This is a genomic window from Wenzhouxiangella psychrophila (assembly GCF_042310375.1).
Lineage (GTDB): Bacteria > Pseudomonadota > Gammaproteobacteria > Xanthomonadales > Wenzhouxiangellaceae > Wenzhouxiangella.
In genome coordinates this window covers 19809-42947 of record NZ_JBHJMQ010000004.1, presented here as the reverse complement: position 1 = coordinate 42947, position 23139 = coordinate 19809, and the positions used below count along the sequence as shown (strand labels likewise).

The 23139-nt window shown below is 62.5% G+C and carries 18 protein-coding genes; 12 read left to right on the top strand and 6 right to left on the bottom strand.

Translation table 11 applies throughout. The features are described from left to right. Positions 1 to 18 precede the first annotated feature (18 nt). Together ACDC66_RS06820 and ACDC66_RS06815 are read left to right on the top strand one after the other, a co-directional pair. Entirely contained in the window at positions 19 to 1503 is a 1485-nt protein-coding gene (locus ACDC66_RS06820) for a M20/M25/M40 family metallo-hydrolase (protein ID WP_376695943.1), read from the top strand. A 45-nt stretch (positions 1504 to 1548) separates the two neighbouring features. Further along, the gene (locus ACDC66_RS06815) at positions 1549 to 3507 is read left to right on the top strand and encodes an alpha/beta fold hydrolase (RefSeq protein WP_376695942.1); all 1959 of its coding nucleotides are present in this window, start codon (positions 1549 to 1551) and stop codon (positions 3505 to 3507) included. Here ACDC66_RS06815 and ACDC66_RS06810 read toward each other — a convergent pair. Further along, positions 3504 to 4151, bottom strand: a complete 648-nt coding sequence (locus ACDC66_RS06810; RefSeq protein WP_376695941.1) for a thiopurine S-methyltransferase — start codon at positions 4149 to 4151, stop codon at positions 3504 to 3506. The two genes, ACDC66_RS06815 and ACDC66_RS06810, sit on opposite strands and share 4 nt — an antisense overlap. 187 nt (positions 4152 to 4338) lie before the next feature. Here ACDC66_RS06810 and ACDC66_RS06805 point away from each other — a divergent pair, with 187 nt between their 5' ends. The 8 genes from ACDC66_RS06805 (at position 4339) to ACDC66_RS06770 (ending at position 14478) form a co-directional block, all read left to right on the top strand. After that, positions 4339 to 5127 (top strand): DUF3450 family protein, encoded by a 789-nt coding sequence (locus ACDC66_RS06805; RefSeq protein WP_376695940.1) that lies wholly within the window; start codon positions 4339 to 4341, stop codon positions 5125 to 5127. After that, entirely contained in the window at positions 5124 to 6587 is a 1464-nt protein-coding gene (locus ACDC66_RS06800; protein WP_376695939.1) for a MotA/TolQ/ExbB proton channel family protein, read from the top strand. The genes ACDC66_RS06805 and ACDC66_RS06800 overlap by 4 nt, the downstream gene beginning before the upstream one ends. Further along, positions 6587 to 7195 carry a MotA/TolQ/ExbB proton channel family protein gene (locus tag ACDC66_RS06795; RefSeq protein ID WP_376695938.1) on the top strand — a complete coding sequence of 203 codons (609 nt, stop codon included), beginning with the start codon at positions 6587 to 6589 and terminating at the stop codon, positions 7193 to 7195. Before ACDC66_RS06800 ends, ACDC66_RS06795 begins: the two co-directional genes overlap by 1 nt. After that, positions 7192 to 7602, top strand: a complete 411-nt coding sequence (locus ACDC66_RS06790; protein WP_376695937.1) for an ExbD/TolR family protein — start codon at positions 7192 to 7194, stop codon at positions 7600 to 7602. Before ACDC66_RS06795 ends, ACDC66_RS06790 begins: the two co-directional genes overlap by 4 nt. A gap of 46 nt (positions 7603 to 7648) precedes the next feature. Beyond that, positions 7649 to 8281, top strand: a complete 633-nt coding sequence (locus ACDC66_RS06785) for an energy transducer TonB (RefSeq protein ID WP_376695936.1) — start codon at positions 7649 to 7651, stop codon at positions 8279 to 8281. Positions 8282 to 8305: 24 nt separating this feature from the next. Beyond that, positions 8306 to 9478: a tetratricopeptide repeat protein gene (locus ACDC66_RS06780; protein ID WP_376695935.1), complete on the top strand. Its 1173-nt coding sequence runs from the start codon at positions 8306 to 8308 to the stop codon at positions 9476 to 9478. 25 nt (positions 9479 to 9503) lie between these two features. Continuing rightward, the gene (locus ACDC66_RS06775) at positions 9504 to 12665 is read left to right on the top strand and encodes a TonB-dependent receptor (protein WP_376695934.1); all 3162 of its coding nucleotides are present in this window, start codon (positions 9504 to 9506) and stop codon (positions 12663 to 12665) included. A gap of 127 nt (positions 12666 to 12792) precedes the next feature. Next, entirely contained in the window at positions 12793 to 14478 is a 1686-nt protein-coding gene (locus tag ACDC66_RS06770) for a hypothetical protein (RefSeq protein ID WP_376695933.1), read from the top strand. A 75-nt stretch (positions 14479 to 14553) separates the two neighbouring features. On the opposite strand, the gene ACDC66_RS06765 is transcribed toward ACDC66_RS06770, so the two are convergent. The 5 genes from ACDC66_RS06765 to deoC all read right to left on the bottom strand — a co-directional run bounded on the left by ACDC66_RS06765 (position 14554) and on the right by deoC (position 20607). Next, positions 14554 to 16764: a putative bifunctional diguanylate cyclase/phosphodiesterase gene (locus tag ACDC66_RS06765; RefSeq protein ID WP_376695932.1), complete on the bottom strand. Its 2211-nt coding sequence runs from the start codon at positions 16762 to 16764 to the stop codon at positions 14554 to 14556. A gap of 70 nt (positions 16765 to 16834) precedes the next feature. Continuing rightward, positions 16835 to 17242, bottom strand: coding sequence for a cytidine deaminase (locus tag ACDC66_RS06760; protein WP_376695931.1), 408 nt, complete (start codon positions 17240 to 17242; stop codon positions 16835 to 16837). Further along, a complete protein-coding gene (locus ACDC66_RS06755) occupies positions 17239 to 18501 on the bottom strand; it encodes a phosphopentomutase (protein ID WP_376695930.1) in 1263 nt (420 codons plus the stop codon). The genes ACDC66_RS06760 and ACDC66_RS06755 overlap by 4 nt, the downstream gene beginning before the upstream one ends. A 1-nt stretch (position 18502) precedes the next feature. Next, on the bottom strand, positions 18503 to 19831 hold the full coding sequence (deoA, locus tag ACDC66_RS06750) for a thymidine phosphorylase (protein WP_376695929.1): 1329 nt from the start codon (positions 19829 to 19831) through the stop codon (positions 18503 to 18505). After that, complete coding sequence (gene deoC / locus ACDC66_RS06745; RefSeq protein WP_376695928.1) at positions 19831 to 20607, bottom strand: deoxyribose-phosphate aldolase; 777 nt, start codon at positions 20605 to 20607, stop codon at positions 19831 to 19833. The genes deoA and deoC overlap by 1 nt, the downstream gene beginning before the upstream one ends. A 265-nt stretch (positions 20608 to 20872) precedes the next feature. Here deoC and ACDC66_RS06740 point away from each other — a divergent pair, with 265 nt between their 5' ends. After that, complete coding sequence (locus ACDC66_RS06740; RefSeq protein ID WP_376695927.1) at positions 20873 to 22417, top strand: PAS domain-containing sensor histidine kinase; 1545 nt, start codon at positions 20873 to 20875, stop codon at positions 22415 to 22417. Beyond that, positions 22414 to 23046 (top strand): response regulator transcription factor, encoded by a 633-nt coding sequence (locus ACDC66_RS06735; RefSeq protein ID WP_376695926.1) that lies wholly within the window; start codon positions 22414 to 22416, stop codon positions 23044 to 23046. Before ACDC66_RS06740 ends, ACDC66_RS06735 begins: the two co-directional genes overlap by 4 nt. Positions 23047 to 23139: the final 93 nt, after the last annotated feature.

Below are 23139 nucleotides of genomic sequence, written 5' to 3'. Positions count from 1 at the left end.
TGAGTACGGGAGGGAATAATGTCCTGGAAAGGAATTTTGCTCGCAATCACGATCGCCTTCGTTGGGGTGATTGCCATCATGGTCTGGAATACGGCACGAATGCCGTCAACGCGAATCGATGCGGAACCACCCGACGAGGAGATTGAAGAGCGGGTGAGCGGTATTGACGGGGCCGAGGTTGCCACCCATCTCGCCGAGGCGGTGCGGTTTCGCACCATATCCAGCGACACGCCGAGGCCGAACGAAGCCAAACCTTTTCTGGCATTCCATGACTGGCTCGAGGCGACTTATCCAAACGCCCATGGCGTGATGGAGCGTGAGCGAATCAATGAACTGTCTCTTCTCTACCGCTGGCCCGGAAGATCCGACTGCAAGCCCGTCGGCTTCATCAGCCATCTCGATGTAGTTCCGGTCGAAGAGGAGAGCATCGAGGAATGGGCACATCCACCCTTTGCCGGCACCGTTGCCGATGGCTATGTCTGGGGACGTGGATCGGTCGACACCAAGTCGAATCTCGTCATGATCATGGAAGCTGTGGAGCGATTAGCCGAGGACGCCTATACACCGTCCTGCGATATCTATCTGCTTTTCGGACACGACGAGGAAATTGGCGGTTCGAATGGGGCTGGCGCCATGTCGCAAAGGCTCGCAGAGCAGGGCATCCACTTGGATTGGGTTCTCGACGAATCAGGTGGTGGTTCGATCCATACCGACGGATCGAGCAAATGGGCACAGATTACATTGTCCCAGCGGGGATACGTGACCTTTGAGCTAACAGCTACAGGGGTCGGCGGACATTCCGCGGTCCCGCTCAGACCGAATGCAATTCTTCGCCTTTCACGAGCGCTCATGCGGCTATCGAATTCAAGTTTGCCGGGCGGTCTGGAGGGCCTGGCGCTGGAAATGGTCAAGGCCAGGGTGCAGCGCCGTTCCTACTTGGAGCGATTGCTCGTGGCAAACACGTGGATCACCAAACCAGTGGTCGAACGGATCATCGAGTCCATGCCGGGAGGCACCGCGATTCTGCGCACCACGCATTCGCCGACCGTGATCGATGGTGGCCAGAAAGACAATGTGCTTCCCAAGACGGCACGCGCTCTCGTCAATTTCAGAGTGCATCCACGCGACGACATCGAGTTCGTCCGAAACTGGGTTCGGGAAACAATCAATGATGATTCCATCAAGGTTTCCATACACCAGGAACGCGCGTTTGAAGCGCCCCCGGCGACCGATCCGTCCGCACCGCAGGTGACACATCTCAAGGAAGTGATCGGAGAGGCCTTTGGGCCGATCGATCCACTGATTACGGGCTTTGGACTGGCGGCCTCTGATGCCAGGCATTACGCACTCACTGCGGATGCACTGCTGAAGTTCGAGCCGGTTGTTATCAGCGAGGATGATTCCCTTAACCCGCATGACACGAATGAACGCCTGCCGATCGATTCACTCGCTCGCGGGGTGGTGTTCTATCAGCGACTGATCGAGCGACAGGGGCTGGAATGAAGGGGTTGCTTGGGGATACTTGAGGAGGCAGATATGACGATTCGAATGACTCTTGCACTGATAGGAATCGCCGCGCTGACGAATGTGTCCGCTCAGGACGAAGTCCCGCGCTTCGAACCCACGGACTGTCATTTCGAAACCGAAAAGCCGCTGGAGGACGTCGACTGCGGCGAGCTGGTGGTTTGGGAGAACCGGGAAGACCACGAGGAAGGCACACTGCGACTGGCGGTGGCCATCATGCGCAGTACAGCCGGTGATCCGGAGCCCGATCCGCTGGTGTATCTCGCCGGCGGCCCCGGCGGTCGCTCCGTGTATCACATACCGCGATGGGTCGAGGGCCAATTCTGGAGCCGGTTGCGGGAGAAGCGCGATCTCGTCTTCTACGATCAGCGCGGGACCGGTTACTCCGACCCTGACTTCTGCGATGAGCTGGACCAGATTCTCTATACAACAAGGTTTCTCGGCCTTGAGCCCGAAGAAGCCATGGCTCGCCGTGTCGAGGCCGCGCAGGAATGCCGGGAGAAGATGCTGGCAAAGGGGATCGATTTCTCCGCCTACAACAGCCAGTCCAGTGCGCGGGACCTGTCTGACCTGCGTCGGGCGTTGGGCTACCAGCAATGGAACCTGTTCGGCATTTCCTATGGATCGAGGCTCGCGCTGACAGCGATGCGAGAAGCGCCCTCTGGAATCCGAAGCGTGATCCTCGATTCAACGTCCCCGCCCAACGTCAGACTGTGGGTTGAGAGCCCTGGGGCGTTGGCGCGCTCGCTAGAACGCGTGTTCGAGCAGTGCGCAGCAGACAAGGCGTGCCGCGGGGATTACCCCGATCTGGAGGCGGACTTCCACACTTGGCTTGATCGCCTGGAACAGGATCCCGTCGAACTCGAAATGGAGGATACGGCTCGTTTTCCGGAAGGTCGGCTGGTAGTTGATCGTTCGCTGGCCGTCGGAGGCGTTTTCCGGGGGCTTTACAACCAGCGGTTTCCCTCAATCCTGCCTCTCCTAGTCCGCGGAGGGGGACAGAAAGGCGGCCATGTCTGGCGGGCCCTGGCGGAGCGCATGGTCCGAATGCCCGGGCAGAACAGCCGGGGCCTGAACCTCTCGGTAGAATGCTACGAGGTTGCGCCTTTTAATCCGAAGGGGAAGCTCGAGTCAGCCCGCAGGGAATATCCACGGCTTGGCGTCATCCTGGAGCAACGGAACCGGCATCCCGAATGCGATGTCTGGCACGACGAACGGGCGGATTTATCGATCTTCGAACCGATTCGAAGCGACTTGCCAACATTCATCCTAGGCGGCGAGTTCGATCCCGTCACGCCGCCCGACTACGGCCGTCTGGTCGCCGAGACCTTACCAAACAGCACCTTCGTCGAGGTCCCTGCCCACGGCCACGCGGTGTCCCCGCGGACCGACTGCACCCGCAAGCTGTTGAGCCGGTTTCTCGACGACCCCGGTCGGGAGCTGGATACCAGTTGCGTGGCAGAGCTTCCTTCACTTTCATTCGTGACCGACGTCCATCTCAGTCGCGGCGTCTATCCGGTTGCGCGAAGCATTCAGCAGGGGCCTGGTATACCCGTGTTTGCTGGCGCGGGGTTGATTGGTCTCGTTCTTCTATCCGGCGTTGTCGGCTGGCCGATCGGTGCGCTGGTTGGCCGATATCGTGGCAGCTCCACAAGCGTCGTATCCGGATTGCAAAGGTCTTCCCGCTCGGCTGCTGCGCTGGCCGCGTTGCTGGCGCTGATTCTTGCCGCGGGACTCCTATTCGCCATCAGGGACGCGGCCTCGATCAATCCGTTTCTGCTGGCTTTCGGTGTATCAGGCGAATTCGAGTGGATCTTCTACCTGCCATGGGTCATCGCGGTGCTGACCATTGTGACCGTCTTCGCCGCAGTCCTTGCATGGCGACAGCAGTGGTGGAGCAGGGGGCATCGAATCCACTACAGTCTTGTGGCCGGTGCGTGCGTGGTGTTTCTGGCCGTCACGGCATCGCTGGGTCTGATTTAGGGGCTCGGCCTGACGAGCCACGCGCATTCGTGCAGGGCGGTCAGCCCGCGTTCGGCAAAGCGCGCATGCTCGGCCAATGCGTCGCGGCGTTCGAGCAGTTGGAACTGCAGGCCGGGGTAGTCCATCAGTTCATCCTCGTGGACGGAAAAAGGCGGGCCGTCCATTTCCGTCTGGTCATATTCGAAAGTGACCAGCAAGCCGTGGGCGTTGTCATCCAGCAAGGATCGAAGATGATCGAGATAACTCGGACGCACCGGTCGGGGCAGGGCAACCAGGGCTGCTCGGTCGTAGAACAGTTCGAATGCACCGCCTGAATTGAATTCGAAAAAGTCGCCCTCGAACAATTCGACGTTGTTCGCTTGCCAATGATTTAGCCGACCCGCTGCGGTTCGCGTCGGCTCTTTTCCCCATTCCTGATAGAACTCGCTTACGGCCTGAGGACTGAGTTCGATACCGACCACGCCATGACCCTGCTGCGCCAGCCAGTGCAGATCATGGCTCTTGCCGCACAGGGGCACCAGTACGCGGACGGTGCGTCCATCCGATATTTCATTCCAGTGACGCTTGAGTGCCCAGTGGATGTCGGATTGATGAAATCCGATTTCCCGGCGATGCCAGCGCTCATGCCAGAAGTCTCTGTCCATTGCTCGTTGAAGGTCCTTGATCTTGCGATGACTTGTAGTGCCGCGTCCATGAATGGCCAAACGAATGATTTCAGTTCAATGACAGCTTTTGAAACAGGCTCGTCATATTCACGTCACCGAGGTGCAACGAAGTGTCTCTACCCTAGCTCGCAACGTTCTAAAGCCACACACCACGGGTGGAGCATTGATGCAAAGGCGAGTTTATCAGCCCGGTCTGCTGATCGGGATGCTGCTGTTTCCCTTGATCCTTTCGGCCCAGTCCGCGGGTGAGGGAGACGACCTGGAAGCACTGGCCGAAGAGCTGGTGCGCATTCGCGGCGAGGTCGAGTCGCTCAATTCCGAGCTCAACCGCAAGCAGGACCAGCACCGCAACGAAATGAGCTCGCTGGCCGCCCAGAAGGGCGAGCTGGAGGCCACGTTGCGGCGCGAGCAGTTGCGCGTTGACCAATTGGAAGAAGATCTCGAAACCAATCGCGAGCGGGCCGAGCAGGCGGGCATCGCCGGCGAGTCGCTGGTGCCCGTGGCCGAGGAAGCGATCGCCTCCCTGCGGCGGCACATCGAAACCTCCCTGCCGTTCAAGCCGCAGGAGCGCATGGATGCGCTTGACGAAATCCAGACGCAGCTCGAAACCGGTTCGCTGGCGCCGCCGCGGGCCGTCAATCGCCTCTGGGGCTTCTACGAGGACGAACTGCGGCTGACGCGTGAGAACGGCCTCCACAGCCAGGTCATCCAGCTCGACGGCGAGCAGGTCCTGGCGGACGTGGCGCGGCTCGGCACGGTGGCGATGTACTTCAAAACGCGCGACGGCGACTACGGGCAGGCCGAACGCAGCGGCGGGGACTGGCGCTTCGCCCGCCTGGACGACCGCGCGGCCGTCCAGCGCATCGACAAGCTGTTCGAGTCGCTCAAGAAGCAGATCCGCACCGGCTACTTCGAACTGCCCAACGGCGCCATCCGGCTGGAGTCCGAACAATGAGCATCCGTATTTCTCACATTCTGATTCTGCTCGCCGGCGTCTGGCTTGCGGCGCCAGTGATTTCGCAGGACGAGCCGGCGCAGCCCGAGGCCGAACAGGCCGCTCAAGCCGCCTCTCAGAGCGATCCGGACACCGAGGCTGGGCAGTCCGAACCGGAAGAACGCCCCGTAGCCGCCCAGGCTCCTTCGCTGGAACAAGCCTTTCAGCGGGAGTTCGCCTTCCTGCAGGGGCAAAAGCGCGACCTGGAGCGGCGCATCGCCGAGTTCGAGGAAACCAGCGAAGCCGATCGGCAACAGCTGCAGTCGGATATCCAATCACTCGAGCGCCGGGTGGTCGAGCTGACCAGCCGCGGCGACCGCCTCGATGAACAGGTGCTCGAATCCGAGCGTTCGGTCGAGTCCGCCCGCGACAACGTCAACCTGCTGGCCAACACCTTTCTCCAGGCCGAGGCAACGATCGATGGTTGGGAAGCCCCGCAGCTGGAAGGCGACGAGGTGCCACAGACCGACGACGTGGCGGCCATGTTCGAAACCGTGCGCAAGGAGCTGAAGCGGCGCGGTGCAGTTCAGCGGGAAAGTGGTGAGTTCTTCCTGGCCGACGGCACGCGGGTGGACGGCGAAATCATCCACGTCGGCCGCATCGCCAGTTTCGGGGTCAGCGAGCGCGGTGCGGGCGCCCTGGCGCCGGCCGGCGAGGGCGAACTCAAGCTCTGGAACGAAGACTCGGCCGAAGCTGCCCGTACCCTGGCGGCCGGGACAATGGTCTCGCCCCTGCCGATCTTCATATATGAAACGCTCAGCTCGGAAGTCGAAGAGAAGGGCAGCAAGGGCGTCTTCGAGACCATCTCCAGCGGCGGCGTGATCGGCTGGATCATCTTCTTCCTGGGCCTGCTGGCCGCCGCGCTGGTCGCCTTGCGCGCCTTGTTCCTGTGGCGCGCCGGCACCTCGACGGGCCGTATTCTCGATGACGTGGCCGCACCGGTCCGCCGTGGCGACCGTGAAGCCGCGCTGTCGATGCTCAAAAAGCGCAAGGGTGCGACCGCCCGCGTGGTGGCCTCGGCCATCCGCAACCTCGATCGCGACCGCGAACATCTTGAAGACATCGTGTCCGAATCGATCCTGCACGAGTCCGGGCATCTCAATCGCTTCGGCGCCTTCATCATGGTGATTGCCGCGGTCTCGCCGCTGCTGGGCCTGCTCGGCACGGTCACCGGCATGATCTCGACCTTCGACGTGATTACCGAATTCGGCACCGGCGATCCCAAGCTGCTCTCCGGCGGTATTTCGATCGCCCTGGTGACCACCGAGCTCGGCCTGATCGTGGCCATCCCGACGCTGCTGTTCGGCAACCTGCTTTCGAGCTGGGCCGAGCGCATCAAGGACGACATGGAGAAGGCCACGCTGCGCGTGACCAACCAGTACCTCGAAGCCCGGGGCGACACGGAGCAGGTCGGCGGCTGATGTTGGACGAACTGGTCAATGACTTCCGGTTCTACTTCGAAGTGGGCGGCTATGTCATGCCGCCGCTGGTGCTGGCCACGGTGGTGCTGTGGTTTGCCATCGGTTACCGGTTCGCCGCGCTCAAGCGGGGCAACCTGCGATCAGTGCGCCGCATCATCCAGAAGAACCCGGAAGGTCTCGATCACCCGCCACGCGGCGTGATCGAAAAGGCCATTGAGCAGGGCCTGCGGATCGCACGCTCGAATCACGGCGATCTGAGGCGCCTTCTCGACGATGCCTTCTGGCCGATCGAGCGCGACATCAAGCGCTTCCACAAGCTGATCATGACCATCGTTGCCGTCGCCCCCCTGATGGGCCTGCTGGGCACGGTGGTGGGCATGATCGAAACCTTCGATTCGCTCGGTGACATGTCGCTGTTCGCCCAGTCGGGCGGCATTGCCGGCGGCATTTCCCAGGCACTGTTCACCACCCAGATGGGCCTGGCCGTGGCCATTCCCGGCCTGATCGTCGGCGGCATGCTCGAAAAGCGCGCCACGGTGATCCGGATCGAGCTGGCCCAGGTCAAGGACATTCTCTGCGCACGCGTGCAGAAAGGCAGCCCGGCATGAGATTTCGCGAACGCGCCAATACCGAACAGGCCGTCGACATTTCACCCCTGATCGACATGGTCTTCATCCTGCTGATCTTCTTCATGGTCTCGACGACTTTCGTCAAGGACATGAAGCTCGATCTCGAGCGCCCCAGCGCCACCACCTCGGAGCAGGCATCGACCAAGGCCATTCGTCTGTACATCGACAACAGCGGCGAGACCTGGCTGGACGGCCAGCCGATTCGTACCTGGGTCATCCAGAGCAAGCTCAGGGACATGCTTCAGGGTGCCGCTTCCCAATCCGTGCTGGTCGTCACCGACAGCAATGTACCGGCCAGCAAGCTGGTCGAGGTGGTCGACCAGGCGCGCCGTTCCGGCGCCGCCGACGTCGGCGTGGCCACCGTCGAAGAAGCCGGTCGTGGTTGATGACCCGCAACAGATTTTCATGCCAGAGCCACAAGGAGGACGACGCATGACTTCAGAAATCAGGAAATGGACCTACGGCCTGACCTTCATGTTCTTGGGGTCGGTTCTCATCATCGGCACCTTGCTGATGATCAATCGCCTGGCCAAGGGGCCGGAGGCGGAAGAACTGACGAAGCAGACGAGCTTCCAGGTCGACCGCAAGGAGGCGCCGCCGCCGAAGAAGGTGGTCAAACGCGAACAGCCCGAACCCCGGCGCTCGCGCGATATCAACCCGCCGATGGTCGATCTCGACACCTCCTTGTCGGGCATCGACATGGGCATTCCGGGAATCACGTCCGATGACCTCGGCAGTCTGCGCGATGAGCTGCTGGGCGACACGCAGGACGTGGTCATGACCGACGATTCGGTCGACCAGCCGCCGCGGCCGACCCGTCAGACGCCGCTGCCGTACCCGTCGTCTGCGCGCAAGGACGGCGTGGAAGGCTACGTGGTGCTGTCGCTGCTGATCAGCGCCGCCGGCGAGATCGAGAAAGTGCAGGTGCTGGAGTCGGGCCCGGATGACCGTTTCGAGCAGTCGGCGGTCCAGGGCATCAAGAACTGGCGTTTCGAGCCGGCCCAGTACCAGGGGCGCAACGTGCGCGTGTGGGCCAAGCAGCGCATTCGCTTCGACCTCAGCTAGGCTGGCAAGGAGAGTCCCGCCATCATGCGCATGTTGTGGCTCATGTTGATTCTGGTGCTTGGTTCTACTGCTGGCGCCGAGGAACAACCCGCTTCACCGCCGGAAGACGAAGTCGAGCGCCTGTCGCTGGCAGCGCTGCTGATCGGCGACGGCAACTATGACCGGGCGCGCGGCGTGCTGGCGGCAATCGATGTGGAGGATCCCGATGTCGATCGGGTCCGGTACCACAGCCTCGACGGGCTGGTGGCGCTCAACCTCGACGAACTGTCCCGGGCCGAGGCCGCTTTCGAGCGCGCACTCGAGGCTGGCCGGGATCGTGAGGAGCCGCCCGCCGACGTCATCTGGCTCTACCTGGCCCAGGCCCGCTTCGGCCAGGAAGATCATGCCGGCACCCTCGAAGCGCTTGACGGCGCCGATGCCGAAACCACCGACCTGCCTTCGGTTTATCTCATGCGGGCGCAGTCGCACTGGCAGATGGGCGATCTCGAATCCGCCTGGCAGGTGCTCTCGAAGGGAGCCGGGCGCTTTCCGGATCGCGCCGGGGACTTCACGCGCCAGCAGGTCCACCTGCTGGTCGAGCAGGGGCTCTTCCAGGAGGCGGCCGCCCTGGGCCAGCGTTTCATGGCGCAGGGCGAGGCCACGGCGAATGACGCCCTGGCCATTGGGAACGCGCTGCGCGAAGCTGGTGAATACGAGCAGGCGCTGAGCATTCTTGAATCGGCCAGGCTCGAGGATAGCGACAACGTGCGCCTGGCGCGGGTGCTGGCCCAGACCTGGCTGGAGCTCGACAAGGTCCTGCCGGCCGCCGACATTCTTAACGAAGCCGCACGGCTGGATCCGGCCTTGATGGCCGAGGCGGCCGAACTCTACCGCCGGGCCGGCTGGCTGATGCAGGCGCTCACGCTCAACGCCCGGGTCATCGACCAGTCGAAAAAGCTCAAGCAGCGCCTGGCCATCTTCATCGAGCTGGGCCGCTTCAACCAGGCAGCCGGCATGGAGTCGGACCTGGTCCGTACCGGGCTGCTCAACGAGGAAGACATTCGCTATGCACTGGCCTACGCGCTGTTCAAGACCGGCCGCTACGAGCAGGCCGAATCCCACCTGGCCCGGCTGACGCAAGACGACCTGTTCCGCAAGGCCAACGAGCTCAGAAGAGCCATGGAGCAGTGCCGCGACGAGCCGTGGCTCTGTACCTGATCCGCCAATGTTTCCGAGGTATTTGATGATCACGCTGCTCAGGTTCCCCAACTGGCGCTTCCTGGCAATCTGTCTGGCGACAGTGCTACTTCTGCTCATTACGGCGCAGGCCAAAGCCCAGGACGACAGTACGGGTGACATCAGCGTGCTCGTGTTCGAAAACGGGCGGCCGGTGCCCGGGCTTCGCGTCGAGATCGGCGAGCAGTTCGGCCTGACCGATACCGACGGTGCCTGGCGCGGCCAAGTCGAATCCGGCCGCACGCGCCTGGCCATCTACGAACATGCCCTGGCCCTGGCGGCCCTGCCGCTGGAAGTGCGCCAAGGCGAAGTCGCCCGCTACATCATCACCCTGGCCGGCCCGGACCGGCAGGCCCGGGTCAGCATCGAAAGCTCCCACGAGGGCGGCCGGCAGCCCGCGCCGCGGGGCGCACCGGAAGCGCCGACGGGCGAGCAGGGCAGCGGCTTGCTCGTCGGCCGCGTCGTCTCGACCGAGGACGGCTCGCCGGTGACCGGCGCGCGCGTGTTCGTCAGCGGCACCCCCGTCGAAGCGCGCACCGACGACGACGGCCGGTTCCGCATCGAAGTCCCCACCGGCGAATACGCCGTGTCCGTTCTGCACAGCGAGTTCGCCACGCGCACCGTCGACGGCGTTCAGATCCAGCGTGAAAGCGAAACGCAGCGGGACTTCGAGCTTCCGCCATCCGGCCTGGAGCTGGCCGAGTACGTCGTGGTCGAGCCGCATATCCAGGGCAGCGTGACCTCCGTGATTGCCGAACAGCGCGACACCTCGGGGGTGTCCAATATCATCGGCACCGAGCAGTTCTCGCGTTCGGGGGACGGTGATGCCGGCAGCGCGCTGGCCCGCGTCACCGGGCTGACCCTGGTCGGCGGGGAGTTCATCTTCATCCGTGGCCTCGGCGAGCGTTACTCGAGCACGCTGCTCAACGGCGCCAACGTGCCCAGCCCGGACCCGACGCGCAAGGTCGTGCCGCTCGACCTGTTCCCGACCGGGGTGATCGAGTCGATTCGCGTGCAGAAAAGCTATTCGCCCGACCTGCCCGGGGATTTCGGCGGCGGCGTGGTGGAAATCCGCACGCGCGGTATCCCGGAAGAAGACTTCCTCGAGATGAGCGTCTCCGTCGGCGGGCGGCAGGGCACGACATTCAAGGACGGCCTGACCTATGAAGGCGGCGATCGCGACTTCCTGGGGATGGACGACGGAACCCGTGAACTGCCGTCGGCCATCGCCGATGCAGTCGAGGACGGCGGAACGCTGACAGCGGCAGGGCCGTTCAACCCCGACGGTTTATCGCAGGAAGAGCTCGAGATGCTCGGCGAATCTTTCCCCGCCATTTACCGGGCGGATCGAGAGGAGGTCGGGCCGGACCTGGGCTTGTCGGTCGAAGGCGGCAAGCTGTTCGAATTCAGTGACGACTGGACGGCGGGTATCACCACGGCGGTGATGTGGTCCGATTCCTGGCAGACCCGCACCGAAGAACGTCGCAGCTTCATCCCCCTGGGCGACGGCAGCCTGCGTTCCAATGACGAATACGAGGTCGAGCGCTCCACGCGCGATATCGAGCTCAGCGGCTTCCTCACGGCCGGTCTGCAGTACACGGATAATCACCGCATCGACCTGACCTCGATGCTCCTGCGGCAGACGCAGGATGAAACCTTCATCCAGGAAGGCTTCAACCTGGACGAAGACGGTATCGTCCGCTTCACCGAGCTGGAGTGGGAGGAGCGCGAACTGCTCTCTCACCAATTGCGCGGCGAACACACGTTCGGAATGATTGGCGACACCGTGCTGGAGTGGGATTACGCGGACTCGCGCGCAAGGCGTGACGTGCCCGACCAGCGGCGCTATCGATACGATCCGGATAACCAGTCGGATTTCATCTTCTCGCGTCGCTCCGACAACCTCGTTCGGCGCTTCTCCGACCTGGTTGACGACGCCACCGATTACGGCATCGACCTGACCGTGCCGTTCGGATCCGACTGGATGACCGGCAACGTCAGCTTCGGCGGGCGGCGCCTGGACAAGTCACGTGACTCCAGCATCCGCCGCTTCCAGTTCGATGGCACGAACCGTCTGCCCTTCGATCTGCGCCGGGATGAGAATCCGGAAACGTTCCTGAACACGGAGTTCATCGGCCCGGGCGGGTTGGTGCTCAAGGAAACCACGCGCGAGACGGACAACTACACGGCATTGCTCGAGGTGGATGCCCGATACGCCAACCTCGACATGACTTTCTTCGAACGTCTGCGCCTGACCGGGGGTGTTCGCGTTGAAGACTGGGAACAGAACGTCACGACGTTCCAGTTGCTCAACCCCGGCGCCACCCCGGTGATTGCCGAATTATCCGATGAAGACCGGCTTCCGGCTTACTCGGCAACCTGGTACATGACCGAAAACCAGCAGCTCCGCGCCAGCTACGCCGAAACGATCGTGCGGCCGGACTTCAAGGAACTCTCGCCAGCTCCGTTCACCGACCCGATCCTCAACCGCGAGGTGATCGGCAACGCCGCACTTGAACCCTCCCAGATCGAGCATATGGATCTGCGCTGGGAATACTATCCGGAGCCCTCCGAGTTGATTTCGCTCGGGCTCTTCTACAAATCCATCGCCAATCCGATCGAAGTGACCGTCGAAGCAGGCGTCGAGCAGCGCCTGACCTACGCCAATGCCGACGAAGCCGAAAACTACGGTGTCGAACTGGAGTGGCGAAAGAGCCTCGGCTTCTTCAGCAATTTTCTCGGTAACGAAGCGGTGTGGGATCGGCTCTACCTGGCCGGCAACTACTCATGGGTCGAGTCCGAGATATTCATCGAGGATCTCGGCATCCTGACCAATGAATCCCGCCCGCTACAGGGACAGTCGCCCTATGTGGCCAACGTCCAGATCGGTTATGACGACGAGGAACGGGACTTCTCCGCCACCCTGCTGCTCAACACCGTGGGCGAGCGCATCGTCGAAGTCGGCGTGCTGGGCGCGCCAGACAAGTATGAGCAGCCCGCACCCGATCTTGACCTGGTGTTTCAGTGGCGCTGGTTCGATCTGTTCGACTTCAAGGCCGAGTTCGGCAACCTGCTGGATTCCGAATTCGAGGTCCGCCAGGGCGAGGAGATCACGCAACGCTACAAGCGTGGTCGCGAATTCAGCGTGGGTGTCAGCTGGAAATACTGAAGGCTCAGGGCCTGTAAAGAATCGGTCATGTACAGGTCACGGATCTGACACCCAGGCCCAATACTCTGAGCATGATGACGGTAGTTCATCGTCCTTCACTCGCGAAATGAAAGCAGAGGAAACAAGCATGCTCAAACATATGAAGCGCAACCTGGTGGCGTTTGCAGTCGGATCAATGCTGATCGGCTCGGCAAACGCCTTCGTTGTCAATGAAGAATTCACCGGCAACTACAGCGAAGCCGGCAAGGACGGCCGTGGCCTGATCCTGGATATCGTTCCCAATAACGACCAGGAGTTCGGCAACGGCGTTCTGGCCCAGTGGTTTACCTATCGTGACGGGGCGCCACTGTGGCTGATCGCCGTCGGCTCCATCGACCAGAACACCAACACGGCCGAACTGGACGTTCTCGAACTCGAGGGCGGCACGTTTGGCCCCGATTTCGTGGCCGGCGATGCCACGCAGGAAAGCTGGGGCAGCGCCACGCTGCAGTTCAACAGCTGCAACAGCATCACCATGGACTACGACGGTGCGGACGGTTCGGGTACGCTCGACCTTCAGCCCGTCGTCCAGGGCGCGGAATGCGCTGTCCAGGAATCCTTCTCGAGCTGCCCGTCATTCGCATCGGCCGGCCCGCTGGAAGGTAGCTGCATCGTCGGTGGCGAGCAGGACGGCGACATCACGCTGACCAACGAAATCACCTGGCTGATCCAGGGCCAGCTCATCATCAACGACGGCGCTTCCCTGACGATCGAGCCCAACACCGAACTGGTCGGTGGCACCCTGGGTGATACCGACACGCTGGTGGTCAAGCAGGGTGGTCAGATCTTTGCTGAAGGCACGGCAAGCAACCCGATCATCATGCGCGGCCCGGACGCCGCCACGCGCGCCGAGTGGGGCGGTGTGGTCATCAACGGTTTCGCCCCGATCAACGGCTGCTCGGAAGGCACCGACCCCTGCACCGCGCAGGGCGAAGGCAATTCCGGCACCTACGGCGGCAACGACCCGCACGACAACAGCGGTGTCATGCGCTACGTGGTCGTCTCGAACGCCGGCCGCCAGTTCAGCGAAGAAAACGAACTCAACGGTATCGCCTTCCAGGGCGTGGGTGACGGGACCACGGTCGAGTACATCCAGGTTCACCTGAACGAAGACGACGGCGTCGAGTTCTTCGGCGGCACGGTCAATGCCAAGTACCTGGTCCTGACCGGCATCGGCGACGACAGCCTCGACTGGACCCAGGGCTGGCAGGGCAAGGCGCAGTATGTTCTGGCCAAGCAGTACACCGATAACGGCGACCAGGGCATCGAAGCCGACAACAACGGCGACGCCAACGATTCGACTCCGCGCGCCAAGCCGATGCTGGCCAACATGACCTATATCGGCCAGTCCAACACCGACATCGGCATCCTGCTGCGTGAAGGCACCGGCGCCAACATCGCCAACACCGTGGTAACCGGCTTCGGCGAGTTCTGCCTCGACATCGACAACGAATCAACCTTCCAGAACGAAGCCAACCTGACCATCGCCAACAGCGTCGTCGGCGGCTGCGGCGAGACCTTCAGCGAAGATGGCGAAGACCTGTTCAGCGTCGCGGACTGGTTCTTCAGCTTCCCGGGCAACGTGGAAGCTGATCCGGACCTCGACAACTATGTTCCGAATGCCGGCTCCCCGGCCATCGGCATCGGCGCCGTCCCGTTCGAAGACGACTTCTTCGACAACGTTGACTACGCCGGTGCAATTTCGGGCTCGGGCGCTGACTGGACCAAGGGCTGGACGGTCGGTCTCGATCGCACCGCACCGCTGGGCCAGTAAGCAAAAGCTTCATTCTTCAGACAGACCCATTGCAGCATTCGGGCCCCGCTTCGGCGGGGCCTTTTTTTATTCAAGTCAGGACTTGTTCGGCGCCTTGCTTTGTTGCGCCGAGAGGTGGGCGTCGAGATCATCCAGCGGCTGCGGATAACCGATCAGGTAGCCCTGCATGAAATCGACCTTTGCCCGTACCAGGCAGTGAGCAAGCGCTTCGGTTTCGACACACTCGGCAACCGTGATCTTGCCCATGGCATGACCAAGCCGATTGACTTCGCTGATGAACTCGAAGGCCTCGGGGTCGCGGTCGATATCGCGCACGAAACTGCCGTCGATCTTGAGGTAGTCCACCGGAAGCTGGCGCAGATAATTCATTGAGGAAACCCCTGTTCCAAAGTCGTCCAGAGCGATGCGGCACCCACCACGGTGCAGTCGCTCCAGAAGCTCCCTCGCAGCCTCCAGATTGCTGATCAACGCCGTTTCGGTCACCTCGATGCAAAGCTTCGGTAGCAACCTGGCGTGTTCTCGTGTGCGCCGATCAAGGAAGTTCAGGAAACGGGCATCACCCAGGCTCCGGCCGGAAAGATTGATATTGACGCGTTCGAGCTTCTCGATGATGGAGCCATTGCGCGCCATCCAGACCAGCATCGAGTTGACGACCCAGCGATCGATCTGGGTGGTCATGAAATAACGCTCCGCCGCGGGCATGAACCGAGCGGCCGTGATGGGCTCTTCGTCCGGGTCGTCGGCACGCATCCGTATCAGTATCTCGACGCCGACCGTGCGATAGGGTGGTTCGCCGGTGGGCACGATGGGTTGCCAGTAGAGCAGCATGCGATTTTCGTTCAGCGCGGACTGAATACGGCTTACCCAGCCGAGCTCTCCGTACTTTTCCGCCAGCCGCAGGTCCTCCGGATGCCAGGCGTGAAGCTGGTTGCCGCCATCTTCCTTGGCGGCCACACAGGCACAGTCCGCCCGCCGGAGAATACGCTCGATACTGTCTTCTCCGTCGGAGAAACTGACCAATCCGATACTGAGCGTGACGGGCCGATGATCGTCGCCATCGGACAGCGGGCGGCCAGCAAACTCTGAAAGAATTTCTTGTCCGATTTCCCTGGCCGATTCCCGTTCGGTATCGGTCAGGAGAATGGCAAACTCGTCGGCGCCGAGACGGGCGATTTCGGCACGGGAAGGAATCAGCCCCGCCAAGCGATGCGCCAGGGTCTGCAGCAATTTGTCGGCCTCGGCGTGCCCCAGCTTTTCGTTGAGAAGCCGGAACTGGTCGACGTTAATATTGAGCAGGCTGTGCTTGCCTGATCCGGGGTTGTGACAGAGTTCGTCGATGCGACGCTCCAGGGCGTGACGCGAGAGCAACCCGGTGAGTGTGTCGTGCTCGCGCAGGTAGGCAAGCTGTTGCCGCGCCGCGTTCATCTCGCGGCGGTAGACGATCAACTTTCTGGACAACCAGGCAAGTGCCAGCAATGCCAGGAGCGCGGCAATGGAGAAGACAATCAACGTCGTACGGCTGGTGGCCTGATCCGGCTCATCGTATGGCTGCAACCAGCGCGCGTAAATGCGATCGAACTCGCCGCTGGCCATCACTTCGTCGAGCCCGTCGTTGAGCTTTTCCAGCAGCGCGTCGTTACCGCGCTTGACGGCCAGGGCGTACTCGACCGGCAACACGGGCGGGCCGGAGACGGCGAGGTTCTCGATGTCCCGCTTTTCGAGCGTATAGCGCCCCCGATGCTCGGTGAGCAGGGCGGCGTCGTGTCCGCCATCGGCCAGCAACTCGAGGCCTTCGGCATCGGTGTCGACGAGCGTGAGCTCGATCTCTGGATGATGCCGAATCAGGTATTCATGGCTATAGGCCTGTCGCTGCACGACGACACGCCGGCCCTCGAGTCCCTCAATTCGCGCGACGGGTTCACCGCCCGCCGGAATGAAGAGCCGGTGGTGGACGATGACATGCGGTTGTGCAAAGTCGACCGTTCGTGCCCGGCCGGACGACACGAACATGCCCAGGACATCGATGCGACCGGTGGCCAGCGCATCGCGCATCTCGTCCCAGCCGCCGAGTTCGAAGCGCAGCTCGAAATCACCCGCTTCGGCGATGGCGCGCATCAAGTCGATATTGAATCCGACCGGACGGCCACGGTCATCGAGGGTTTCGTAGGGGCGATAGCCGTCTTCCCCGCCGACCACGATGATGTCGTCGGCCTGCGCCTGGTCCAACGCCAGAAGCAGCAACAGGGCGGCAATCGCTTGCGCTCGTCTTCCAACGGCCGCCGTCACGAACAACGCTTGCTCTCCCCTGATTTCAGGCTTCCAGCGTACCCCGAAATCGAGTCAGGACGCCAGTCGGTCAGCCGGGAATGTTTTCCGGCCCGAAGGCGTCCGGCAGGAGCCGATCGAGCGTATGCGTTCGAGTCACCCGGCCGTTGTCATCGACGGCCCTGATCTCCGTTGTTTCGGCCCCGAACTCCCGCAGTCGCTGTCGGCAGTCACCGCAGGGTGTACAAGGAAGGTCGTTGGGACCCAGCACCCAGACGCTCCGGATGGATCGTTCGCCGGCGGCAATCATGGCCGAAATGGCCGAGGCCTCGGCGCAGACGCTCTTGAAATGTGCCACCTCGACATTGTTGCCGCCAAAGCGTTGTCCGGAATCGGTTTCGATCATGACCGCAACGGGGTGATCGGAGTAGGGCGCATAGGCATTGCTGCGCAGTCGCTTGAGATCCGCGAGCAACTGCGGTTCGATCGATTCGGTCATTGTGTCTCCGCTGTCTGTTCAGCTGTCTGTTCAGCGTTTGTCAGGAAGCTCTCACCGTCGGAAAGCGCGTCGAGCCCGAAGAATGCCGCAAGCGTCTGGCCGATGTCGGCGAAGGTTTCCCGCTCGCCGATACTGCCCGGATGAAAACCGACGCCGCGCACCAGGACCGGAACGTGCTCACGCGTATGGTCGCTGCCGGCGAAAGTCGGGTCACAGCCGTGGTCGGCGGTCAAAAGAAGCAGGTCATCATCGTTCAATTTTTCAATGAGATGGGGAAGCTTCTTGTCAAAGTGCTCGAGGGCGTGCGCGTAGCCTTCCGGGTCACGCCGGTGACCATGGATCATGTCGAAATCGACCAGGTTGGTCATCACCAGGCTGCGTTCCCCGGCATCGTCCATCGCCTCGAGCGTGGCGTCTATCAGGGCCGCGTTGCCATCGGCCTTGACCGTCTTGCTGATGCCTTGATGCGCGAAGATATCGGCGATCTTGCCGATGGCGATGACTTCGCCGCCGTCGTCGACCAGGCGCTCGAGCACCGTCGGGGCCGGTGGTGGCAGGCTGTAGTCGCGACGATTGCCGGTGCGCTTGAAGTCGCCGGGGTGATTGCCCACGAAAGGACGCGCGATGACGCGGCCGATGCGATTGTCGCCGCAATGGTCGCCGCAATAGTCATCGAGCAGCTCGCGCGCGATTTCACACAGCCGGTGGAGGCGTTCGAGGCCGAAGAACTGCTCGTGCACGGCAATCTGGAAGACCGAATCGGCGGATGTGTAAACGATGGGCTTGCCGGTCTCGATGTGCTCGACACCAAGCTTGGCGATGATCTCCGTACCGGAGGCATGGCAGTTGCCCAGCACACCCGGCAGCTCGGCACGCTCGATCAGCGCCTCGAGCAATTCCGGTGGAAAGCTGTTCCCCCTTTCGCGGAAATAGCCCCATTCGAATCGAACGGGCACACCGGCCATTTCCCAGTGACCGGAGGGCGTGTCCTTGCCGCTGGAGAGCTCTTTTGCATAACCCCAGGCGCCTTCCACCCGTTCGGGCAGGGCAACGCCGGCGGCGAGCGTTCCCGTGCTGGCCCGGTGCGCGTGGAACAAGCCCAGCCGCGCCATGTTGGGTAACGACAACGGCCGGCCGGCACGGAGCCGGTGTTGGGCGATATGACCGAGGGTGTCAGCCCCTGTGTCGCCAAAGCGTTCGGCGTCGGCAGCCGCGCCAATACCAAAGGAGTCGAGCACGATGACGAGAGCACGCGGCATGTCAGGATTCTCCGGGAGTCAGTCTTTGAGAAATCAATTCCACCGCTCGCGGACGCTGCTCAGCGATACGGCAGGCCTTCCGAACGGCCTCCGCAGCCTGGGTGGCATCTTCGGCGCTGCGTGCATGAATCCGGGCCAGGGGCCGATCCGAACCGACCTCGTCGCCGATCTGCACCAGACCGGTCAGCCCCACGGCCGGATCGATATGGTCTTCGGCGCGACGACGACCGCCACCGAGATCGACGACTGCCATGCCCAGTGCGCGAACGTCGATGGCTGCCACAAAGCCCGGGTGACCGGCAAAGACTTCCTCGACCACGGGCGCTTGCGGCAGGTGCCGCTCGGGATGCTCGACAAAATCGGACGGCCCGCCCAGGGCCTCGACCATGGCGCCGAAACGTTCCGCCGCACGGCCGGTGTCGAGGGCTTCGTCGACCTGTTTTCCGCCCTGGTCGCGATCATTCGCCAGACCTCCGGCCACAAGGGCTTCGACCGCCAGCTCGCGACTGAGTGTCATCAACGACTCCCTTCGCGGATTGCCGCCCAGGCAGTCGATGACCTCCGCGATTTCCAGCGCGTTACCGGCACTGTCCGCCAGCGGCTGGCTCATGTCGGACAGCAGCACATGGGTACGCACGCCGGCGAGCGTACCCACCTCGGTGAGGCGGCGAGCGAGATAGCGGGCCTGTTCAGGACCGGTCATCACCGCGCCGTTGCCGGTCTTGACGTCAAGCACCAGGCCGTCGAGCCCCTCGGCCAGCTTCTTCGACAGGATCGAGGCGACGATCAGCGGCACCGACTCCACCGTGGCGGTGACGTCGCGCACCGCGTAGAGGCGCCGGTCAGCCGGGGCGAGTTCGGCGGTCTGGCCGATGATGGCGCAGCCAATTTCCCGCACGATTTCCTGGAATCGTTCCGGCGGAGGCGAGACCTCGTAGCCGGGAATCGCTTCGAGCTTGTCGACCGTGCCACCGGTATGTCCGAGGCCGCGCCCGGCGATCATGGGCACGTACGCGCCACAGGCGGCCAGGATCGGCGCGATCAACAGAGACGTGACGTCACCCAGGCCGCCGGTGGAATGCTTGTCGAGCACGGGGCCGGGCAGGGCGGGTTCGTTCCAGCGCAGCACCCTTCCCGAATCGCGCATGGCCTGAGTCAGCGCCACGCATTCGTCGTCTTCCATACCGTTGAGAAACACGGCCATGGCGAAGGCACCGAGCTGTTCGTCGCCGACCGAGCCGTCGGCGATACCGGCGACGAGGGCTTCAATGGTCGGGGCATCGAGCGCATGGCCGTCACGCTTGTGACGAATGATCTCGCGGACCTGCATCAATACGTTTCCGCTGCTTGATCGGGTCGATCGCCGCCGGCGAGCGTCGCCAGCAAATCGTCGAGCAGGCCCGAGGCGCCAAAGCGAAAATGCCCCGGCGTAATCCAGTCCTCGCCCATGAGCTCCGCGGCCAGATCCAGGTATTCAATCGCCTGGTCGGTGGTCCGGATGCCGCCGGAGACCTTGCAACCGACATCGCGATCGCTCTCGCGGATGACCTCCAGCAGGATGCGGGCAGCCTCGGGCGTGGCGTTGACCGGCACCTTGCCGGTGGAGGTCTTGAGAAAGTCCGCGCCCGATTCGATGGCCGTCTGCGCCGCGGACCGTATCAGATCCGGCTTGGCCAGTTCGCCGGTTTCCAGGATCACCTTCAGGGCGTGATCGCCGCAGGCTTGCCGCGCGGCCGAAACCAGCTCGCGCCCGGGATCGGAATCGCCGTCGCGCAGCGCGCGCCAGGGGAAAACCAGATCGATCTCGTCGGCGCCCGCCTGGAGGGCTTCACCAATTTCCGAAACGACCTGGTCGGGCGTGCGCTGGCCTTCCGGGAAATTGACAACGGTGGCGACCCGCACCGGGTCGGCCGAAGTCGCGGCTTCCAACACCTCGCGGGCGGCGCGGACAAAGCGGGGGTAGACGCAGACCGCCGCTACCGCCCCGAACGGTGTTCGGGCACGACGGCACAGAGCCCGGACCGCCGAGTCGTCGTCGTCGGCTTCCAGGCGTGTCAGGTCCATCAGTCGTAGGGCCAGTCGGGCGGCCGATACTGCTTCAGTCATGCGAAACAGGATACTGGATGCCGGCCGTGCCGGCTTCATAGCGATTCGTCTCCCAGGTGCACGCCGAATTTCGGCAACACTTTAGGGCAACCACCCAGTAGATCCAACTGTTCACCAACAGGAAAGCGAGTGAGCCGATCGCGCTCATGCGAAGCATCCGTTTTCTTCCCCGCCGACTTCAATTGTCTGACCCTGGTCAAAAATTGCCCTTGTAATGCACTGTTACACTAATCTCCGGCCAAAGAGGCATTGTGGGGAAAAGCGTATGAGCACGGGGTTTAGACAAACACCGGCGGAGCAGGTGCCCGAAACGGACTTGCTGAAGACCCTGCTGGATGTCTCCGGGCTCCTCGTCGTCGTGCTCGACGAAGAAGGCAGGATTCGGCGCTTCAACAGCGCCTGCGAGGCACTTTCCGGCTTCTCGGAACCTGAGCTCCTCGGCAAGACCATCTGGTCAACCCTGATCCCCGAGGACGAATTGCCGGATGTCCGCCAGGTTCACGGCCGGCTTTGCGGCAGCGAAGAGACGAAGAACGACTTCGTCAATCACTGGATCACGCGCAGCGGGGAAAAGCGGCTCATTCAGTGGCGCAATGCCATACTGCGGGACGATTCGGGCCACCCGCTCGGTTACGTCGGGACGGGGATCGACGTGAGCGACCGGGAGCGCGCACTGAAGGCTCAGTGGCACTGGGAGCACGAAAGGCACTACCTGCTCGATTCGCTGCCCGTGCTGATCGCGCATGTCGACTCCGATTTCCGCATTCGACTCGCCAACGAAGGCTACCGGCAGTGGTTCGGCCTGGAACCCGAAAAACTGCTCGGCGAGCACCTGCTCTCGGCGATCGGCGAGACGGCCTTCGAGACACTGGAACCGCACTTCAGCAGTGCCCTGGCCGGCAAGCGGTCGGTGTATCACGGGAAAGTCGCCTATCGATACGGTCCGCCGCGCTTCATCCACGGCACCTATATTCCCAACCGCGAAGAAGACGGCCGCATCGACGGCTTCTATATCGTGGTCGTCGATCTCACCGATCAGCAGCGCCTGCGCGAGGAACGCGACCTGGCCAGGCGGGAGGCTCAGTCACACCTGCTCGAACTGGCGCACACCACGCGTCTTGCGGCCATGAGCGAAATCGCCACCGGCCTGGCACATGAAATCAGCCAGCCGCTGACCGCCATCGCGGCCAGCGCCGAAGCCTCACTGATGCGGCTGGAAGATCACCCGGAAGCGACGGAGTCGCTCAAACCCGCCCTGGAAAGGATCGCCTCCCAGGGACAGCGTGCCCGCCGGATCATCGAGCAACTGCGAGTTTTCCTGCGCAAGGATTTCGAAGACTCCCGCGACGACTGTGATCCCGCGACTTTGGTGGACCAAGTCCTGCTGTTACTGGAGTCGGAACTTTGCGGTGCGCAAGTGGAAGTCGAAACCGACATCGACCCCGCCATCAAGGCCCTTCGCGTCAATCGCATCCAGATCGAACAGGTGCTGTTCAACCTGGTCCGCAACGCCATCGATGCGCTGCGGGATGTCGATGGCAAGCGGCGAATTCACATTCGCTGCCGTTGCGCGCCCGAACCCAACTTGTGCCGGGTCGAAGTCTCGGATTCCGGGCCCGGCGTGACCGAGTCGGACCTGCCCCGCCTGTTTCATCCCTTCTACACCACCAAGCAGGAAGGCCTGGGGCAGGGCTTGTCCATATGCCGATCCATTCTCGATCGCCACGGGGGAGAGATTCAGGCGGAAAATTGCGCCGAAGGAGGCGTGATGTTCAGCTTCACGCTGCCCCTGGGGGAGATAAGGGCATGACTGATTTCGACGAATCTCAGGGCACCATCGTGATCGTCGATGACGACTACCCGGTCCAGGAATCGCTACAGTTTTTGCTGGAGTCAGCCGGCTACCAGACTCGCTGCCACCGGAGCGGGGAGGACCTGCTCCATCATGGTCCGCCGGACGGGCCCGCTTGCCTGCTGCTGGATCTCAACATGCCCGGCATGAACGGCATCGAAGTGCAGGAGAAAATCAAGGCGTCCGGATGGGACACGCCGGTCATTTTCCTGACCGGCCACGGCGACGTGCCCGCAGCGGTCAAGGCGCTCAAGAGCGGCGCGGTGGATTTCCTGCAGAAGAACCAGCTTGAACCCGAAATCCTGTTTGAGCGGGTCGAAAGCTGCGTGAACGAGCACAAGCGCCGGATGCTCGACCTCGAGGCCAGCAAGAGCGAGAAAGAAAGGATCTCCCGGCTGACCGGGCGGGAGTTCGAAGTGGCGCAGCTGGCATCCGCGGGACTGACCAACAAGTCGATCGGCCTGGAACTGGGCATCAGCGAGCGTACCGTCGAGATCCATCGTGGCCGGGCGATGAAAAAGCTGTGCTTGCGAACCGCGGCAGAATTGGCGCGGCTGGAATTGACGCTCGACGACTATTCATCTTAATGTAACAATCGTTGATCCGGATCATGATGCAAGCACGCATGGCGTGGTCCAATGGCGCTCCATTGCCCTGATGACGACATGGTCGCACGGGAG

What these genes read in the sequence shown, in the direction of transcription:
- ACDC66_RS06820 (WP_376695943.1), top strand. Translation starts at nt 19, where the DNA reads ATGTCCTGGAAAGGAATTTTGCTCGCAATCACGATCGCCTTCGTTGGG.
- ACDC66_RS06740 (WP_376695927.1), top strand. Translation starts at nt 20,873, where the DNA reads ATGAGCACGGGGTTTAGACAAACACCGGCGGAGCAGGTGCCCGAAACG.
- ACDC66_RS06770 (WP_376695933.1), top strand. Translation starts at nt 12,793, where the DNA reads ATGCTCAAACATATGAAGCGCAACCTGGTGGCGTTTGCAGTCGGATCA.
- ACDC66_RS06795 (WP_376695938.1), top strand. Translation starts at nt 6,587, where the DNA reads ATGTTGGACGAACTGGTCAATGACTTCCGGTTCTACTTCGAAGTGGGC.
- ACDC66_RS06790 (WP_376695937.1), top strand. Translation starts at nt 7,192, where the DNA reads ATGAGATTTCGCGAACGCGCCAATACCGAACAGGCCGTCGACATTTCA.
- deoC (WP_376695928.1), bottom strand. Translation starts at nt 20,607, where the DNA reads ATGACTGAAGCAGTATCGGCCGCCCGACTGGCCCTACGACTGATGGAC.
- ACDC66_RS06805 (WP_376695940.1), top strand. Translation starts at nt 4,339, where the DNA reads ATGCAAAGGCGAGTTTATCAGCCCGGTCTGCTGATCGGGATGCTGCTG.
- deoA (WP_376695929.1), bottom strand. Translation starts at nt 19,831, where the DNA reads ATGCAGGTCCGCGAGATCATTCGTCACAAGCGTGACGGCCATGCGCTC.
- ACDC66_RS06815 (WP_376695942.1), top strand. Translation starts at nt 1,549, where the DNA reads ATGACTCTTGCACTGATAGGAATCGCCGCGCTGACGAATGTGTCCGCT.
- ACDC66_RS06775 (WP_376695934.1), top strand. Translation starts at nt 9,504, where the DNA reads ATGATCACGCTGCTCAGGTTCCCCAACTGGCGCTTCCTGGCAATCTGT.
- ACDC66_RS06735 (WP_376695926.1), top strand. Translation starts at nt 22,414, where the DNA reads ATGACTGATTTCGACGAATCTCAGGGCACCATCGTGATCGTCGATGAC.
- ACDC66_RS06785 (WP_376695936.1), top strand. Translation starts at nt 7,649, where the DNA reads ATGACTTCAGAAATCAGGAAATGGACCTACGGCCTGACCTTCATGTTC.
- ACDC66_RS06755 (WP_376695930.1), bottom strand. Translation starts at nt 18,501, where the DNA reads ATGCCGCGTGCTCTCGTCATCGTGCTCGACTCCTTTGGTATTGGCGCG.
- ACDC66_RS06810 (WP_376695941.1), bottom strand. Translation starts at nt 4,151, where the DNA reads ATGGACAGAGACTTCTGGCATGAGCGCTGGCATCGCCGGGAAATCGGA.
- ACDC66_RS06780 (WP_376695935.1), top strand. Translation starts at nt 8,306, where the DNA reads ATGCGCATGTTGTGGCTCATGTTGATTCTGGTGCTTGGTTCTACTGCT.
- ACDC66_RS06760 (WP_376695931.1), bottom strand. Translation starts at nt 17,242, where the DNA reads ATGACCGAATCGATCGAACCGCAGTTGCTCGCGGATCTCAAGCGACTG.
- ACDC66_RS06800 (WP_376695939.1), top strand. Translation starts at nt 5,124, where the DNA reads ATGAGCATCCGTATTTCTCACATTCTGATTCTGCTCGCCGGCGTCTGG.